15 protein-coding genes are annotated in these 16,609 nt (G+C 64.7%); 3 read left to right on the plus strand and 12 right to left on the minus strand.

Features of this window, described 5'->3' with window-relative positions:
• Position 1 precedes the first annotated feature (1 nt).
• Complete coding sequence (locus ASF77_RS18450; RefSeq protein ID WP_056342652.1) at positions 2–685, plus strand: type II secretion system protein N; 684 nt, start codon at positions 2–4, stop codon at positions 683–685.
• 39 nt (positions 686–724) lie between these two features.
• Here the strand turns inward: ASF77_RS18450 and ASF77_RS18455 are convergent, their stop codons facing one another.
• Positions 725–1,456, minus strand: coding sequence for a helix-turn-helix domain-containing protein (locus tag ASF77_RS18455; protein ID WP_056342655.1), 732 nt, complete (start codon positions 1,454–1,456; stop codon positions 725–727).
• 253 nt (positions 1,457–1,709) lie between these two features.
• Here ASF77_RS18455 and ASF77_RS18460 point away from each other — a divergent pair, with 253 nt between their 5' ends.
• Positions 1,710–3,362, plus strand: a complete 1,653-nt coding sequence (locus ASF77_RS18460) for a hypothetical protein (protein WP_156648938.1) — start codon at positions 1,710–1,712, stop codon at positions 3,360–3,362.
• A 74-nt stretch (positions 3,363–3,436) separates the two neighbouring features.
• Here ASF77_RS18460 and ASF77_RS18465 read toward each other — a convergent pair whose 3' ends face one another.
• The 10 genes from ASF77_RS18465 to ASF77_RS18510 all read right to left on the minus strand — a co-directional run bounded on the left by ASF77_RS18465 (position 3,437) and on the right by ASF77_RS18510 (position 13,359).
• The gene (locus ASF77_RS18465) at positions 3,437–3,637 is read right to left on the minus strand and encodes a hypothetical protein (protein ID WP_056342660.1); all 201 of its coding nucleotides are present in this window, start codon (positions 3,635–3,637) and stop codon (positions 3,437–3,439) included.
• A 23-nt stretch (positions 3,638–3,660) separates the two neighbouring features.
• Positions 3,661–4,998, minus strand: coding sequence for an ATP-dependent protease ATPase subunit HslU (gene hslU / locus ASF77_RS18470; RefSeq protein ID WP_200934204.1), 1,338 nt, complete (start codon positions 4,996–4,998; stop codon positions 3,661–3,663).
• Between the two features lie 15 nt (positions 4,999–5,013).
• A complete protein-coding gene (hslV, locus tag ASF77_RS18475) occupies positions 5,014–5,550 on the minus strand; it encodes an ATP-dependent protease subunit HslV (protein ID WP_056342662.1) in 537 nt (178 codons plus the stop codon).
• A 132-nt stretch (positions 5,551–5,682) separates the two neighbouring features.
• Entirely contained in the window at positions 5,683–6,981 is a 1,299-nt protein-coding gene (locus ASF77_RS18480) for a hypothetical protein (RefSeq protein WP_056342665.1), read from the minus strand.
• A 235-nt stretch (positions 6,982–7,216) separates the two neighbouring features.
• Positions 7,217–7,666, minus strand: a complete 450-nt coding sequence (dksA, locus tag ASF77_RS18485) for an RNA polymerase-binding protein DksA (RefSeq protein WP_056342667.1) — start codon at positions 7,664–7,666, stop codon at positions 7,217–7,219.
• Between the two features lie 206 nt (positions 7,667–7,872).
• The gene (locus ASF77_RS18490; RefSeq protein WP_056342670.1) at positions 7,873–8,937 is read right to left on the minus strand and encodes a GTP-binding protein; all 1,065 of its coding nucleotides are present in this window, start codon (positions 8,935–8,937) and stop codon (positions 7,873–7,875) included.
• 119 nt (positions 8,938–9,056) lie between these two features.
• Positions 9,057–9,986 carry a tyrosine recombinase XerC gene (gene xerC, locus ASF77_RS18495; RefSeq protein WP_056342680.1) on the minus strand — a complete coding sequence of 310 codons (930 nt, stop codon included), beginning with the start codon at positions 9,984–9,986 and terminating at the stop codon, positions 9,057–9,059.
• Positions 9,987–9,997: 11 nt separating this feature from the next.
• Complete coding sequence (locus tag ASF77_RS18500; protein ID WP_056342684.1) at positions 9,998–10,660, minus strand: DUF484 family protein; 663 nt, start codon at positions 10,658–10,660, stop codon at positions 9,998–10,000.
• A 111-nt stretch (positions 10,661–10,771) separates the two neighbouring features.
• Entirely contained in the window at positions 10,772–12,049 is a 1,278-nt protein-coding gene (locus ASF77_RS18505) for a porin (protein ID WP_056342687.1), read from the minus strand.
• A gap of 254 nt (positions 12,050–12,303) precedes the next feature.
• A complete protein-coding gene (locus tag ASF77_RS18510) occupies positions 12,304–13,359 on the minus strand; it encodes a porin (protein ID WP_056342690.1) in 1,056 nt (351 codons plus the stop codon).
• Positions 13,360–13,826: 467 nt separating this feature from the next.
• On the opposite strand from ASF77_RS18510, the gene ASF77_RS18515 reads away from it, so the two are divergent.
• Complete coding sequence (locus ASF77_RS18515; protein WP_082493888.1) at positions 13,827–15,527, plus strand: tetratricopeptide repeat protein; 1,701 nt, start codon at positions 13,827–13,829, stop codon at positions 15,525–15,527.
• A gap of 210 nt (positions 15,528–15,737) precedes the next feature.
• Here the strand turns inward: ASF77_RS18515 and dapF are convergent, their stop codons facing one another.
• Complete coding sequence (gene dapF / locus ASF77_RS18520; protein ID WP_056342693.1) at positions 15,738–16,601, minus strand: diaminopimelate epimerase; 864 nt, start codon at positions 16,599–16,601, stop codon at positions 15,738–15,740.
• Between the last annotated feature and the right edge of the window lie 8 nt (positions 16,602–16,609).

The following is a 16,609-nucleotide window of genomic DNA, read 5'->3' on the forward strand; positions in this document are numbered from 1 at the left end:
GATGAAGCGTCTGCCTCTCTTATTTACACTGCTTGCCCTGATCTTCCTGGCGGTCTCGGCCACCTACTGGGGCATGCAACTGTATAAACCGGTGCAACGGCCCATCGCCGCCGCCGCGCCTGCCAGCCTGCCCGAGCCTTCGCCGGAAGCGGCCGCCACGCTCTTCGGCGGGCAGCCGGTGGCGAATGTCGCCACCAATTACCAGCTGACGGGCATCGTCGCCGCCGGGCGCGACAGCGTCGCCATCATCGTCGCCGACGGCCAGCCGCCGAAAGCCTTGAAAGTAGGGCGCGAACTGGCGCCCGGCGTCAGCATCAGCGAAGTGCATGCGCGTTATGTCATGCTGTCCGAGGGCGGCGTCATGAAGCGTATCGACCTCGCGCCCGACACCAAGCCAGCCATTGCGCTGTCGGGCGGCGCCGTGCCGCCGATGCCGATGCCGCCGCAGCCGACGGTCGCTCCGGCCGGCGCCATGCCGACGACCGAACCGCAGACGGCGCCGGGCGCCATCCAGAGTCCGCCGCCACCTGGGGAAGTTAATCCGGTTGTGCCGCAGGGACAGGAACCGCCTCAGGAAGGCCCACCGGCCGACATCGCGCCGCCACCGCCTAACCAGCCGCAAATGCCGCAGCCGACCCGCTCGATGGGCAGCCCGGTCAGCGGCGACGCACCCGTGCTGCGCTGATCTTTACGCCGCGCACGCCCGTGCGCGACGTCCCTGCTGTCAGCGCCGCAGCTTCGTAAACGCCGCGAACTCCCACGACCTGAAGCCCACCAGCAAGGTCATCCCCTCGCGCTCTTGGGCCGGCAGGCGCCGGTCGTTGCGGTGCAGCCGCGTCAATTCTCCCGCCAGTTGATGGATCTTCTGTGCCAGCTCGGCCGCGCTGGCGGCCGACAGGCGCGCCGGTAGGCACATCAGCGTCTCGCCGGCGCCGTCGAAACGGCCGGCAAAATAATCCGGCACGATCTGCTCGCGGAAATAATGCTGCACCGGCCCGTCCGGCAGCCAGTGGAAGGCGTTCGATACACGCAGCGTGTAGCGGTTCAGCGGACGCAATTCGATGATGCCGAGCCGGTCGAGTTCGACCAGGCAGCCGATGCACTCGGCCTCGGTCAGGCGATAGGTCTCGACGATCTGCTCCATGCTCCAGTAACCGAGGCAGCAGATCGCCACCAGCAGCAGGCGCGGCTTGGCGACCAGCGCCGTTTCCTGGGGCAGGGTCAGGGCGTCGGGCTGGGCGCGCGCGTCGGCGGCGCCGCGCAGCACGTCCTCGAAGGCGATGCCGGCCGCCTGGCAGATCTGCGCCAGGCGCGACAAGGGCATGTCTTTCTGTCCAAACATGCGCTTGACGCTGGACTCGCTCATGTCAATGCGTTCGGCCAGCGTTTTATAGGTCAAATTCGCCGCGCGCAGCTGGGCGCGCAGCACGTCGACGATCTGCTCGGGTGAGCTCATGGATTTCCTGTACTCGGCAATGGGCGGCGATCAATGTACAGGCGAATGGTCAAAGCGGCAAGACGCCGCGCGCCCGATTTCCCCTTCCACCCCGGCTTGACCAAAACGAGCTCAGCGCGAAAAAAGTTCCATTAGATTGATGAAGGTTCGATCTTGGCGAACCGACTCGCGCACTACCCTTGCGCATTGAATCGGCGCATCGCTACGCGAACTGGGTTATTCCATCAACAAGCAGCGTGCAAAGGAAATGGTCATGTCAAACAATCAGATTCAACTGCCTGGAATGATTACTCCGGCCGGTTCCATGCAGGAGGGGGAGACGGCGGTCTCGGCCACCTTCGCACAGACCACGCAACCGGCACGCCCAGCCGCCGTGCGCCGTGTGTTCGGCGCAGCCACGCCGCAACCCGAACTCAGCGGAAGCGGATTTACGTACCGCCATGACTGGGGCAGCCGGCGCGGCCAGTGGGTGCTGCGGCTGGACTGGCCCGATGTCGGCCCGCGTTCGCAGGTGTTCGTGTCGGTCGGCGAAGGCGTCGCAGGCGGGACGGACGCCGGCAAGTTCATCGGCGCGGCGCGCTACACCGTGCACAACGTGGCGCCGCGCGCCGGCGGCGTCGATATCTGGGTCAACATCGAGTGGGAAGCGGACATTCCGCTCTATGCCGACTACCTGGTGGTGAACCCGGGCGACGTGGGCGGGCGGACGGTGCAGATCACCGTGCAGCGCCACGGCACCGTGGCCCTGAGCGACGCCGATGCGGATCGGATCCTGGCCGACATGGGCACCATCCTGCAAAGCGACGATTCCCCCGCCGACGTCGCCACTCCAGTTCAGTTCGTACGCAACGGGCCGGTGCAGGTGCTGCCGCCAAACGTGCCGGCGACGATCCAGACCGAGGCCGACCTGCTGGCGCTGCTCAATGCCGGTTCCGGTGTCAAGATCGTCGAGGCCATCCGCTGGTGCGGCGGCCCCGGCGGCTCGATCATCGGCTGCGCTCCGCTCGGCAGCCCGACGGTCAACCTCGCCGCCGTGCGTTTTACCGCCAACCAGGAAGGATTGATCTGGGTGCACGAGTATGGCCACAATGCCGGCCTCGGGCACCGCACCGACGACCCCCGCGCCGTCATGTATCCGAGCGTCGGCGTTGACCATAACGTGGTCAACGAGGCCGAGTCGGCCAGCTTTCTGACCGGCCCGGTGGCTGCCCGCGGCGCGCCCATGGCCTCGAGCTGCTCGCTGGGCGCGGCGATCCAGCCGCCGCAGGATGTGCGCGCTTTCGTCTCCCAGCACTGGATCCAGGGCATTCCCTACCAGGCCGCTTCGCAATACACGGAGGAGGACGCCAAACTGCTGCTGGAGTGGCTGGTCGACGAGCCGGAAAAGCACGAGGAATTTCTGCCGGAGATCGTGACCACGCTCGGCTTCATCGGCAGCGAGATTGCCGCGCAGCCGCTGATCGACTTCGTGCAGCAGCCACGCGCCAGCCGCGCGACCTTCAATGCGAAGAACGCGGCGCTGATCCACTTGGGCGACCTGATCAACAAGTCGGGCAGCCAGGCCGCCCTCGACTTCATCACCAGGGTCGCCACCGACCGCGAGATGGCGAAGCAGCTGGCGGTGCACCGTTCCGCCATCGCGGCGGCCGAAGCGGCGGTGGCCGGTATCGACGCGCGCAATCTCGAGTCGCTGGCGGCCGAACTGGCCGTCTCGGCGACCTTCGGTCTGGCGCTGGCGGGCAAGGCCGAGTCGGAGGGGACGCTGATGGGTTTGATGAAGAATGCGACCGCCTTCCCCGCCGTGAAGGTGGCGGCGATGGAGGCGGCCGTGCTGTCGCAGAAGATGCGCAGCCAGGGGCAGGAAACGTATTACAGTGCGAAGTGCGAAGGCGGGCAGCAGCAGTAAGCAGCGAATGTGTCCGGATTGACGTGCAGTGCAGGTAAGGGGCGAGTCCTTCTAGCGAAGGACTCGCCCCGTTTTCAATCGTCTTCGGGAACCAGCGGCAGCTTTTTCAGCAGCCGCTTGCTTGCCTGCCGCTCGTTGGAGAGCGGCTTGGCGTGCGCCCCCGCCGATCGCGCCTTGGCCAGGGCCGCGATCGGATTACGCGGCTTGCCCGGTTGCTGGGCCGGTTGGGCGCGCAGCATCATTTTCTGCCGCGTCGCGAGTGCCTTGTTCGCCATCGCTTTCTCCTTGACTGACTGCCTTAGAGCACGTAGCGCGACAGGTCTTCGTTGGCCGACAGCACGTCGAGCCGCTCGTTGACATAGGACGCGTCGATCGTGATCTGTTTATCCTGCGTGTCGCTGGCGTGGAACGAGATTTCCTCGAGCAGCTTTTCCATCACCGTGTATAGCCGGCGCGCGCCGATGTTCTCGGTGCGCTCGTTGACGGCAAAGGCGATCTCGGCCAAGCGGTGGATGCCGTCTTCCGAGAAGGTCAATTGCACGCCCTCGGTGCCGAGCAAGGCTTCGTACTGCGTCGTCAGGCAGGCATCGGTGCTGGTGAGGATGCGCTTGAAATCGTCGATCGACAGCGATTCGAGTTCGACCCGGATCGGGAAGCGGCCCTGCAGCTCGGGAATCAGATCCGACGGCTTAGCGAGGTGAAACGCGCCCGAGGCGATGAACAGGATGTGGTCGGTCTTGATCATGCCGTATTTCGTGTTCACCGTCGTGCCTTCGACCAGCGGCAGCAGGTCGCGCTGCACGCCGGCGCGCGACACATCGGCGCCGCCGTGCTCGGAACGGGTCGCGATCTTGTCGATCTCGTCGAGGAAGACGATGCCGTTGTTCTCGACGTTATGGATCGCCTTTTGCTTCATCTCGTCTTCATTGATCAGGCGTGCCGCTTCTTCCTCGGCCAGCACCTTCATCGCTTCCTTGATCTTCATCTTGCGCGTCTTCTTGCGCGCGCCGCCAACCCCGGCGAACATCGACTTGATCTGCTCCGTCATCTCTTCCATGCCGGGCGGGGCCATGATTTCCATCTGCGGCGGCGCATCCGCCACTTCGATTTCGACCTCGCGCTCGTCGAGCGAGCCTTCGCGCAGGCGTTTTCTAAACGTCTGGCGCGTGCTGTCGCCTTCCTTGGCCTCGGCCGTGGCACTGACGTTGAAACCGAAGTCGCGCGCCGGTGGCACCAGGATGTCGATGATGCGGTCTTCGGCCGCGTCCTCGGCGCGTTGCTTCACCTTCTTCATTTCGCTGGCGCGGGTCTGCTTGACGCCGATGTCGATCAGGTCGCGGATGATGGTGTCGACGTCGCGCCCGACATAGCCGACTTCGGTGAACTTGGTCGCTTCGATTTTAATGAACGGCGCGTCCGCCAGCTTCGCCAGGCGGCGCGCGATTTCCGTCTTGCCGACGCCGGTCGGGCCGATCATGAGGATGTTTTTCGGGGTGATCTCGTGGCGCAGGGGCTCATCGACCTGCTGGCGGCGCCAGCGGTTGCGCAGGGCGATGGCGACGGCGCGCTTGGCTTTACCTTGGCCGACGACGTGCTTGTCCAGTTCCGAGACGATTTCGAGGGGAGTCATGTTCATGGGTATGCGCGCCGGTCAGTCCAGCGTTTCGATGATGTGGGACAGATTGGTGTAGATGCACAGCTCGCCGGCGATGGTCAGCGCTTTTTTCACGACCTCGGCTGGCGGCAGATCCGTGTTTTCCTGCAGCGCCTTGGCCGCCGACTGGGCATAAATGCCGCCGGAACCGATGGCACCGATGGCGTCCTCGGGCTCGAGCACGTCGCCGTTGCCGGTGATGATCAGCGTGACTTCCTTGTCGGCCACCAGCAGCATCGCCTCGAGCTTGCTCAGCATGCGATCGGTGCGCCAGTCCTTGGCCAGCTCGACGGACGAGCGCAGCAGGTTACCCTGGTGCTTTTCCAGCTTCGCTTCGAAACGGTCGAGCAAGGTGAACGCGTCGGCGGTAGCGCCGGCAAAGCCGCACAGCACCTTCCCCTGATAGAGTTTGCGCACCTTGCGCGCCGAGCCCTTCATGACGACGTTGCCCAGCGTGACCTGGCCATCGCCGCCCAATGCGACCTTCTCGCCGCGCCGCACGCTCACAATGGTGGTACCGTGAAATTGTTCCATATCTGCCTCATGATTAACTAGCCCACCGCACTTGGGGGTGTTGCATAAAATTGCAAGACAGATCACCGGCCAACGCGGCAATAGTTAAGACACTCTTAATGTTTACAGAAGTAGGTAAGACGGCCTTAATTCTTAATACTTGTGGGCATACAGGCGCGCGCAGTCGCTGTAGTTCAGCAGGCGCAGCAGGGCCGCCACCAGGTGGTTCAGCTCGCGCAGTTCGATCCGGCGTTCATCTATAGCAAGCCGGCGCAGGCTCCCATGCAGCTCGCCCGCCGCGCCGAAACCGATGCGCACCAGACGTGCGCAGTCGAGCACGACCGGGCCGGCCGGATCGAGCGCCGCATAGGCCTCGAGCGCCGCCAGTAAGGCGTGGGTGTCGCCGTCGACGATGGCCGGCAGCATGAAGCGCTGTTCCGCCGCCGGGCTGGCGCTGCTGCTGGCGCTACGGCTGCCTTTAGGCAGCGGTTCGAACGAGGGTGGCGACACTTCGAAGGTGACGCAGTAATCCATCGCCGTTTCTTCGAAATCCTTTTCGCGCTCCAGCAACTGCAGCAGTTCGAGCAGCAGCAGCCAGGGCGATTCTCCACTACTGCGCTCGCCGATGGCCAGCATCGGCCGCAGCACGGCCAATAAAGCGTCGGCGTCGGCCAGCACGATCTCGCGCCCGGCCGTACGTAACCCCTGTAGCGCGCCTAGCACGGCGCCGCAACCTTCGCGGGTGGCGCCGGTCACGCCGCCGAAGTCGATGCGTACCGGAGAACCACCGCTGGCGAGCAGGGCTTGCAGGCGCAGGCCGGCATCGGCGTCGAGAATGCCATTGAAACGGACGGCCGGCGCGATCCCGGCGAGATCCTGCGCCGGGGCGGCGCGCGGCAAGCGGTCGATGAAGGCGGGCGGCGAAGTTTCGAAATGACTGGCGTAATCGATCGCGATATCGTCGAACTCGGCTTCGCGCCCCGCGGCCTGGTACAGGTCGAACAGCATCCACCAGGGCTGGCGCTCGGTACGGCCGAGATCGCGCAGGCTGTCGCGCAGCATTTGTTCGGCAACGGCTCCCTGGCCGTTGGCGTACAAGATGGCGCTTTCCTCGACGACAGGGGCACTGGCCGGCGCCGCGGCGGCATCGGGCTGGTCGGCCTGGACGAGGAGTTCGATGTCGAGTTCGGTGTCGCCGCCGTCGTTGAGGGTTGTTGCCGCCGCCGCGGGCGCGCGCCGCGTGCTGCCCCAGCGCGCCTCGGCGTCATCGAAGAAGTCGGTCGTCATCGCCAGTTCGATGGCGTCGATCTTGGCGGCGGTGGCGCGCGCGATTTCGCGCTGGCGTTCGCGGTCGGCGTCCTGCGCCAGACGCGCACCCTCGTCGGCGCGTGGAGGCGCCACCGGCGCCGCGGCCGGTTCGGGTTTCTTCTTTAGGAAGGAAAATATACCCACGTCATCCTGTCGATCATGCGGCGCAGCGGCGTTCGCAAGCGCTCATCCATGACGGTAGCATGGACGCGCGCGCGGCGCCCTGCGCACACGTGCGCCCACGCAAAGCCTGTGCGGGCCGATGCTAGTGTATCCCATGGGAAAGTTTTTGGCCGCACGAAGGGCGGCGAACAGGGCGCAGAAAAGAGAAAAGCATGCGGCGAACGCATGCTTTTTTGGGTGAGGCGTGATCGAAGGATCAGTCGCCGTAGAGCTTTTGCTTCAGTTCGCGGCGCTGCTGGGCTTCCAGCGACAGCGTAGCGGTCGGGCGCGCGATCAAGCGCGGAATGCCGATCGGTTCGCCGGTTTCTTCGCACCAGCCGTAGTCGCCGCCGTCGATGGCGGCCAGCGATTGCTGCACCTTCTTGAGCAGCTTGCGCTCGCGGTCGCGGGTGCGCAGCTCGAGGGCGTGTTCTTCCTCGATGGTGGCGCGGTCGGCCGGATCGGGAACCAGCACGGTCTCGCGCAGGTGCTCGGTAGTCTCGCCGGCGTTTTTCAGCAGCTCTTTCTCGAGCTGCTGCAGGCGATCCTTGAAGAACGCGAGCTGGGCCGGGTTCATGTAGTCCTCTTCGCCCATCGCCCGAATTTCTTCTTCCGTCAAGAGTCGGTCTTCGGCCTGAGCGGCATTCGGTTTCGTTGTTTTAGTCATGACTTCACTTACCTTCGATACGACAGAGGTTTTCATTTTATCAGCTAGCTCAGCCGTAGCACCCGAACTCAAGGGTGCGCGCCCTTGCTGCTGCCATGACGGCCCGTACGATCCGCCGTCTACGCTGTCCGGGGGACAGCGGTCACTCGACGATACCCTTCACAACCTTGACGCGGAGGCAATGGGTACCGCTAAACCGGGATAGTTTATACCAAACATTGTTCCAATCCGCGGATAAATACGTCTTTTGGTAAATTTTTACCAATAAACACCATTTTGCTGCCGCGGGGCTCATCAAGCCCCCACTTTGCGCCCAGGTCGCTGCCCATGATTTGATGCACGCCTTGGAACACGACCTTGCGTTCCGCCCCCTGCATCGACAGCACGCCCTTGTAACGCAGCATGTTCGGCCCGAAGACTTGCACCATGCTGCCCAGGAATTGATCGAGCCGCTCCGGATCGAAAGCACGCTCGGACTTGAAGACGAAGGCGGCGATGTCGTCGCTGTGGTGGGCGTGATGGTGGTCGTGCGCGCAGGCCTCGGTATGCACGTGGCCGTGCTCGTCGCAATGCGCATGATCGTGATCGTGATCGTCATCGTGAGCATGTTCCTCGGCCTGCAGGAAATCCGGATCGAGTTCGAGCTTGTCGTTCAAATTGAAGCCGCGCAGGTCGAGCACCTCGGCGATCGGCGCGCGGCCGAAGTCGGAGGTCGAGATCGGCGCGCGTGGATTAATCCGTGTCAAACGCATTTTGAGTGTTTCCAGGGCGTCGCCATCGATCAAGTCCAGCTTCGAGAGCAGGATCTTGTCGGCAAAACCGACTTGGCGCTGGGCTTCCTCGTGGCGGTCGAGCTGATCCATCGCATGGCGCGCGTCGACCACGGTCACCACGGCATCCAGCATGTAGTTGGCGCCGACTTCCTCGTCGACAAAGAAGGTTTGCGCCACCGGGCCCGGATTGGCCAGACCCGTCGTTTCGATCACGACGCGGTCGAACGCGATGTCTCCCGCCTCGCGCTTTTGCGCCAGTTTCGTCAGGGCCACGACCAGGTCGCCGCGGATGGTGCAGCAGATGCAGCCATTGTTCATCTCGACGATCTGCTCGCCGCTGTCCTGCACCAGGATTTCGTTGTCGATATTTTCTTCGCCGAATTCGTTCTCGATGACGGCAATGCGCAGGCCGTGTTCCTCGCGCAGGATGCGGTTGAGGAGGGTGGTCTTGCCGGCGCCGAGGAAGCCGGTGAGGATGGTGGTCGGGATCGGTGACATGGTTGCTCGCGGTTCGGGCCGGCTACTAGCGGCGTGGGGAAGCCGAAGATTATGCCGTAATTTGCAATCTGCCACCATCAACCGCACTGGCCTTTGCGCCAGCTCAGGCGAACCTTTGTCTACTTCGCTTTCGCTCGCGGATGCGCTCGGTCATACACGGCGGCAAGATGCTGGAAGTCGAGCGCGGTGTACACCTGGGTCGAAGTGATGCTGGCGTGGCCCAGTAATTCCTGCACGGCGCGCAGGTCGCCGGAGGATTGCAGCAGGTGGGAAGCGAACGAATGGCGCAGCACGTGCGGGTGCACGTGTAATGGCGAGCCGGCTTGCAGCGCATAGGTTTTCAGGCGCTGCTGCACCACGCGCGGACTGATGCGGGTGCCGCGGTTCGACAGGAACAGGGCGGGGCTGCCGTCCTGCGCAGATGGACGCACGGCGAGCCAGGCGGCAAGCGCTTCCCGCGCCGGGCCGCCAACCGGCACCCGGCGCATTTTATTGCCCTTGCCGGTGACTACGACCTCATTCTCGGCCGCGTCGAACCAGCCGAGCGAGGCGCTGCCCTCGGCATTGGTGTAGGTCAGATCGAGTCCCGCCAGTTCCGACACCCGCAGCCCGCTCGAATACAGCAGTTCGAACATGGCGCGGTTGCACAGCTCGGCCGGTTCCGGATGGCCGTGGCGGTTCGCTTCCAGCAGCTGCACGGCGGCATCGACCGCGAGCGCCTTCGGTAGGGTTTTCGGGCGGCGCGGGGCGCGCACGCCCTCGACCGGGTTGGCGGGCAGCGTCATCTGGCGCGCCAGCCAACCATAAAAACCGCGCCAGCCGGACAGCTTGCGGGCGATCGAGCGCGCTTCCTGGCCGCCGGCGTGCAGGCGCGCAGCGAAGCGGCGCATGTCGGCATGGGTCAATGTCGGCCAGTCGTCGTGCCCGGCCAGCTCGCGCAGTTCGGCCAGATCGCGCTGGTAGGCGGCGATCGTGTGCTCGGACAACTGGCGCTGGGTGGCTAGTTCGCGCAGGTAGCGCCCGGCCCAGTCTTCGCGCCCGGCGTCCATTTACTTTCTCCTCAGGCGCGCAGCGGCGCCAGGGCGGCGCTGGCGGACTGGCCCAGCTGCACCAGGAAATCAGTGGCCATCATCGGGCTGAAGCGTGCGACATCGGGCGAGCCCATGACGAGCAGGCCGAAGGTGGCGCCCTCGCTGGTAAGCGGCAGCAGCACGGTCGAGCGCACATTGTCGGCGTCGTCGAGCCAGCGCACGGCCTCGAAATCCTTGTTCGGGCCGCAATACGGTGCGCGCAGGCTGGAGGCGAACAGGCGCGCATCCTCGGCGACGTTGTTCGCAAACCAGCTATCAGCGTGTTCCGCGCCCACATTCCACAGGCGCAGCGTGGCCTGCGGCACGCCGAAATGGGTGATCAAGCCGTCGACCAGATCGCGCGCCATGGCCGCGCCGCCGGCGGACTTCAGCAGCGCCAGGTGCCAGGCATGGAAACGGTTCAGGATGACGGTGTTGTCGGCGGCCGTGCGCATCAGCTCGGCCAGGCGCAGCTCGAGCGCGTTGTACTTGGCGCGCATGACTTCCATCTGGCGCTCCTGCAGCGACACGGCTTTTCCGGTCAGCGGGCTCGAAAGTTTGACTTCGCCCAGCAGGCCGGCATGTTCTTCGAAAAAGCGCGGGTGGTCGGCCAGGTATTGGGCGACGGCGGCGGAGTCCAGGGTGACGGTCATCGGTAATCTTGCAAGAAATAAGGTGTGCGCAATTCTACCGCAGTGGGACAGGGCGATAGAACCAAAAAGGGCGCCCGCAGGCGCCCTCTTGGCTGGATGACCGCAGTGCGATCAGAAGCGGTGACGCACGCCGATCTGCAGGGCGCGGCCGTCTTCACCCGGAGCGCGGGTAAAGCCGCCCGGGGCACCCGAGATACCTGGCGAATATTGCGCTTCGTTCTCGTTCTTGATCGCCGACGCGGCGATGTAGACGTCGGTACGCTTCGACAGGAAGTGGTCGTAGCCGAGTGCGAACATGTCGGCATCGCTGTTCGATGCGGTACGGTCGTTCTGGTGCGCATATGACGCCATGATGCGGCCGCTGCCCAGCTTGTAGTGCAGGCCCAGCTGGTAGCTCTTGGCATCTTGCTGGGTGTTGGCGTTGATCGCACGCGTAAACACCTCGCGCAGGGCGTTCTGATTCGCGGCAGGAATGCCCAGGGCGGTCAGCTGCGGCACGACAGCCTGGTTCCAGCCACCGACATAATCGGCCATCAATACCGAGTTGGTATTACGCTGGCTGTGGAAGCCGGCGAAGAACTTGAACTGGTTCAGGGTGTACGAACCGCCGACGGTGGTGGTGCGCAGGCTTGGACGGTTTTGCTGGTCGTAACCGTGGTTGTAGCCGACGCCGACGTCGAAGCCGTTCGCCTTGTAGGTGATCGCGCCTGCACGGAACTTGTTGTAACGGCCGAGGTAGCCCGAATTGCGCGCGCCGTACATGATCGAGCCGCCCAGGCCCGATGGCAGGGCGATACGGTACTGGATCGCTTCCTGCGAGCGGATGTCCGCGCCCAGGGCGGTAAAGCCGGCGGTGCCCCCGGTGACGTGGCCCCAGGTGCCGACCATGCCCGACTCGAACGCGTCGGCGGCGGCGAAGACTTCGTAGCCCGGGGTGTACATGCGGCCCAGCATCACGGCGCCGACAGGGGTGATCAGGCCGACCATCGCGGTACGGTCGAACAGGGCGTTTTCCGGGTTGACTGCCGGCGCGCCTGGACGCTGGATGACGTTGCGCAGACCCTGCACGATCGGTGCGGGGATCGCCTGCATGCCGCGCGTCAGGTACAGGCCAGGATTGTCGTTGACCAGGGTAGGCTGCTGGGTACCGGTGTCGAGTTCGATACGCGCTTCCAGGTTGAAGATGGCCTTGAAGCCATTGCCGATTTCTTCACTGCCCTTGAAACCGATGCGCGAGCCGTCGGCGCCGCCGCTGACGAGCTTGGTCGGGCCGCCTTTTTGCCACAGGACGCCGGCGTCGGCGATACCGTAGATCTGGACACTGGATTGGGCCAGGGCCGGGAGGGCGAAGCACGAGCCGATCAGGCCGGCGATCAAACATTTGTTCATTGAATCTCCACTATTGTTTAGCTTTTTGAAGCTTAAAAATTCCGCCTTGCGAATATGCCATTGGCGCCCCGCACTGTACACACAACTGCCGGAGCGCGACAGGAACAGTGGCAAAAATACAACAGCAAATGCGTGCGCCTTCCTGGATCGCAACGATAGGCGGTTCTCAAGGCATCGGGACAGATAAAAAAAGCGGGAACCGTTGCCGGATCCCGCTTCCATGGTCAAGCCTGTTGGACTTTCGCCCGGTCAGCTTAGAACGAGTGGTTCACGCCCAGGTCGTAGTAATTGACCGTGCCGCGTGCAGCATTGTTCGGCGCAGCCAGTGCGCTCTTCTTGCGCGATGCGTCGACGTACACGTAGGTGCGCTTCGACAGGCTGTATTCGTAGCCCAGCGACATTTGCTTGGTCTTGGCGGTGATGCCGTCCGGATCCTTCTGGCCAATACCGGCCAGGATCTTGCCTGGGCCCATGGTGTAGTTCGCGCCCAGCACCCATGCCTTGGTCTTCGGATTGATACGGAAGGTGTTTTCCTGATCCTGGCGGGTAGCCAGTGCCATCAGTTTCAGTTCCGGGGTCACGTTGAAGGCAGCGCCGACCGACATGACTTTGGTTTCGACGGCGTTACGCTCGTAGCCGCCCATCAGTGCCAGTGGGCCGTTGTTGTAGGTGGCCGTGATCGAGAACGGGTTGGCCGATGCTTGCGCGCCTGCCAGGTAGGTGGCGCCGCCGCCGGTGCCGATGACGGCACGGCCGCCCGCGCCGGCGCCTTCTTTCGAGGCGATCGCGGCGTTGACCTGGAAGCCGCTCGTGACTGGCGAGTTGTACCAGATGGCGTTCGACCAGCGGTTGTTCGAATACTGGTTTGGCTCCAGCGGCGCCGAGTTGTAGCCGGCAACGGCGACGTCGGTGTAGAAGCCGCCCTGGGTCGGCACTGCGTGCCATGGCTCGAAGGCGCCGACGGTTTCCTGGTACGGGGTCAGGCCGCGACCGATGCGCACCATACCGAAGTCACCTTGCAGGCCGACGCGGCTCTGGCCCTGGAACAGGGGACGCACGCCGTTTTCGACGGTGCCGGTGTCCGGCTCGTAACGGATTTCCAGTTGGAACAGTGCCTTCAGGCCGTTGCCCAGATCTTCGGTGCCCTTGAAGCCCAGGGTGTTCGACGAGCGCTTGCCGATCGACAGCGACTGGTTGGTCTGCTTCTGGATGCCTGCATCCAGGGTGCCGTAGATTTGCACGGCGGTCTGCGCCTGGGCAACACCGGCGAAGGCGCCGACGAGTGCAACTGCCATCAGAGATTTTTTCATTTATTCGTATCCTTAGAAGATGAATCGGAATCCAAAGAGCGTTGAGACTTTGTTTGCTGAACACTCGGACGAGTGAACCTTAATGGCTTAACGCGTCAAGATTGCCGGATTGGTTAATTATGGCGGTTGGAGTTGGTGGAAAGCCAATTTAACCAATCGTGCTGTTGTATTTTCGAAACGCCCGAGCCCGTCTCACGCCCCCATTTCGCGCTTGATGCACTGCAAGGTAACGGAGTTCCGCATCGTTTCGGTGCGCTTGTTCGATATCAAGCATTGGGCGGTTCGGGAAGTTTGGCCCTCCCTGCTGGCTTAGACTTTTCCTTGAACCGATGGGTGTGGGCGCGATTTCGGAAGTTCTTGTATATTGGCAACTTTACCAGCGACAGCCTTCCCGTCGTGGTCTTCCGCCGATCCCGCCGTATCGCGTCCGTATCACCACGCCTCCAATCAACTGACGAAGACGACCGATGGCTAATCGTGAAGAACTGGCGATCATTCGTGGCGCCCGCAGCGGCCGCGCCGACGCGCAGCTCGAACTGGGCAAGCGCTACCTGTTTGGCAGTGCCGGCTTGCCGCGTAGCCTGCCGACCGCGCTGCACTGGCTCGACCGGGCGGCGCGCCAGGAGTGCGCCGAGTCATGTGAACTGATCGGCAGCCACATTCCGCTCGACCTGGCGCGAGCGCATGCAACGCCGCTGGCGCCATGGTACGAACGCGCCTATGACCGCGGCAACGTCCGCGCCGGACTGGTGCTGGCGCAACTGCTGCTCGAGGACGGCCGCGCCGTGCCGGATGCGCTGCGCAGCAAGGCCCTGCGCGCCCTCGAGGAGGCCGCGCGCGCCGGATTCGCCGAAGCGCAATGGCTGCTGGCGCGCCGGCCCGACATCGCCGCCACCATCAACACGGCCGGCACCGCCGTGCCCAGCCCTGCTGCGGCGCAGCAAGCCGCGGCGCCGACACGTCCGGCGCAGGCGCCCGAGCGGCGCGCGCTCGAGCGCACGGCTCCGTCCGCAACCGACCCAGCCGCCGCGTCGAGCCAGCCGTGGCTGCGCCGGGCGGCCGATAACGGCCTGGCCGAGGCGCAGTTCGCGCTGCTCGAGCAAAGCTGGGCCGCCGAGGCCTGGCAGGACTATCTCGCCCGTTCCCTGCCGCTGGCGCGCACGCTGGTGGAAAGCGGCGGCGGCAAGCATACCCGGCGCCTGGCGCCCGGCGAAGTCACGCTGCTGTCGCGCACCGCGCGCCTGCTGGCCGACGGCAAAGGCGGCGTCGAGGCGGGCAGCGATGAAATCCACGCATTCTGGGAGCTGGCCGCTGCCGAGCACGATCGCCACGCCCAGCTGGCGATCGGCCTGTGGTATGCCCGCATGCAGGTCGACGGCGCCCGGGTGCAAGGCGGCAGCAGCGCGGCCAACTTCAAAAAGGCGATCCGCTGGCTGCTGCTGGCAGGCGAGCAGGGCCTGGCCGAAGCCTGGTATGCCCTGTCGCGCATTTACCTGAAACCCGAGTTCTCGCAACGCAATGTCGCCGATGCCCAGCGCTACCTGGAACGGGCGGCGGAAATGGGCTACGAGGTCGCGCAGCTGGAGTGCGGCCACAATGCCTGGCGGGCGCGCCGCGAAAACGAAAGCAACGATGTGCGCGCCGTGTTCTGGCTCCAGCAGGCCGCGGCCCAAGGCAATGCCGAGGCCGCAGCCGCCATCCGCAAGATCGCGCCACGGCCCGACGACGCCCAGCATACCGAAACCGGGGCGCTGCTCGCTTGCGTCGGCGACTTGTCCGCCTACCCCTTATTGGCGGCGCGGCTGGAACTGGCGGCCCTGTTCGGCCTGACGCGTGCCGAGACACTGCTGCTCGACGTGGCCGCGGCGGATCAGGGACATTGCCTGGTCATCGATATTCGGGCCAGCTATGGCCGCAGCAAGCGTCGCCTTGTCATGGTCGAGACGGCCCAGGAACGCCAGGCGCTCGACCGCATCGTGCGGTTGTTCGAGAATGTCGATTGCGGGCCAGGTGGCCCCGAAGGCAATTACCGTCAGCGCCTGTACCGGCTGCGGACCCTGATGGCCGATGCCGCCATGGCCGGCAGGATGCTCGACGACGGCGAGGGCGGGTGCCTGCCTGCCGTGCCGCCGGATCGTGGCAACGCTTCCTATGGCATGGCTGCCTGAACGGCACCCTGCAGGACTAGGCACTTAGCGGTACCACGGTAGGCACTGCCGGTCAGGCTCGGAGCGGTGGCACTCATACTTGCCGGCGGCTGGTCATTGATAAGCGGGCAGGGATGATCGGCTAGTGACAGCCGGCCACGCAGCGCACGGCGCGATCCGCCGCCGTCCACCGTCGCCGTCCGCCGCCGTCTGCCATCCTCCGCCCTTTCTTTAAATACTGATTTCGCCCTCGAACACCGTGACGGCCGGGCCGCTCAAATAAACCGGTTCGCCTTCGCCAGCCCAGGCGATCGACAATTCCCCGCCGCGCGCCGAGACCCGTACCGGCGAATCGATCAGTCCACGCCGGATCCCGGCCACGACCGCCGCGCAGGCGCCGGTGCCGCAAGCCAGGGTTTCGCCGGCGCCGCGCTCGAAGACGCGCAGTTTGATGTGGCGACGGTCAAGGATCTGCATGAAGCCGGCATTCACGCGCTTCGGAAAGCGCGGGTGATGTTCGATCTGCGGGCCCAGTTCCGCCACCGGCGCCGTGTCGACGTCCGGCACCGTCTGCACCGCGTGCGGGTTGCCCATCGAGACGACCGATACCGGGATGCCAAGCGGCGCCCCCGCATGGTCGACATCCAGCGGCCACAGCAGGTCGCGTCCCTCGGGTACGCCGTCGAGCCCCTGGCTATCGAAAGGCACCGCGGCCGGCTCGAGTACCGGGGCACCCATGTCCACGGTCACGCTGCCGTCGGCTTCCAGGCGCGGCGCGATGATGCCCGACATGGTCTGCACGCGGATGCTGCGTTCGCTGCTGAGCCCCTGGTCGGCGACGAAACGGGCGAAGGCGCGCGCGCCGTTGCCGCATTGTTCGACCTCGCCGCCATCGCTATTAAAAATGCGGTAGCGGAAATCGGCGCCGGCGATTGTCGGCCGTTCCACGATCAGGATTTGATCGGCGCCGACGCCGAAGCGGCGGTCGGCCAGACGGCGCCATTGTTCGGTGCTGAAATCGATCTGCTGGCGAATGGCGTCGATCACGACGAAATCGTTGCCCGCGCCCTGCATCTTGGTGAACTTGAGTTTCATGCGTTTTA

The sequence above is a fragment of the Massilia sp. Leaf139 genome (assembly GCF_001424165.1).
Classification (GTDB): Bacteria; Pseudomonadota; Gammaproteobacteria; order Burkholderiales; family Burkholderiaceae_D; genus Telluria.

Excerpts from the sequence above, each read along its gene's own strand:
- ASF77_RS18460 (WP_156648938.1), top strand. The coding sequence starts at position 1,710 with ATGTCAAACAATCAGATTCAACTGCCTGGAATGATTACTCCGGCCGGT.
- ASF77_RS18465 (WP_056342660.1), bottom strand. The coding sequence starts at position 3,637 with ATGGCGAACAAGGCACTCGCGACGCGGCAGAAAATGATGCTGCGCGCC.
- ASF77_RS18505 (WP_056342687.1), bottom strand. The coding sequence starts at position 12,049 with ATGAACAAATGTTTGATCGCCGGCCTGATCGGCTCGTGCTTCGCCCTC.
- dapF (WP_056342693.1), bottom strand. The coding sequence starts at position 16,601 with ATGAAACTCAAGTTCACCAAGATGCAGGGCGCGGGCAACGATTTCGTC.
- ASF77_RS18500 (WP_056342684.1), bottom strand. The coding sequence starts at position 10,660 with ATGACCGTCACCCTGGACTCCGCCGCCGTCGCCCAATACCTGGCCGAC.
- dksA (WP_056342667.1), bottom strand. The coding sequence starts at position 7,666 with ATGACTAAAACAACGAAACCGAATGCCGCTCAGGCCGAAGACCGACTC.
- hslU (WP_200934204.1), bottom strand. The coding sequence starts at position 4,998 with ATGAACATGACTCCCCTCGAAATCGTCTCGGAACTGGACAAGCACGTC.
- ASF77_RS18510 (WP_056342690.1), bottom strand. The coding sequence starts at position 13,359 with ATGAAAAAATCTCTGATGGCAGTTGCACTCGTCGGCGCCTTCGCCGGT.
- ASF77_RS18450 (WP_056342652.1), top strand. The coding sequence starts at position 2 with ATGAAGCGTCTGCCTCTCTTATTTACACTGCTTGCCCTGATCTTCCTG.
- ASF77_RS18490 (WP_056342670.1), bottom strand. The coding sequence starts at position 8,937 with ATGTCACCGATCCCGACCACCATCCTCACCGGCTTCCTCGGCGCCGGC.
- ASF77_RS18455 (WP_056342655.1), bottom strand. The coding sequence starts at position 1,456 with ATGAGCTCACCCGAGCAGATCGTCGACGTGCTGCGCGCCCAGCTGCGC.
- xerC (WP_056342680.1), bottom strand. The coding sequence starts at position 9,986 with ATGGACGCCGGGCGCGAAGACTGGGCCGGGCGCTACCTGCGCGAACTA.
- ASF77_RS18515 (WP_082493888.1), top strand. The coding sequence starts at position 13,827 with ATGGCTAATCGTGAAGAACTGGCGATCATTCGTGGCGCCCGCAGCGGC.
- hslV (WP_056342662.1), bottom strand. The coding sequence starts at position 5,550 with ATGGAACAATTTCACGGTACCACCATTGTGAGCGTGCGGCGCGGCGAG.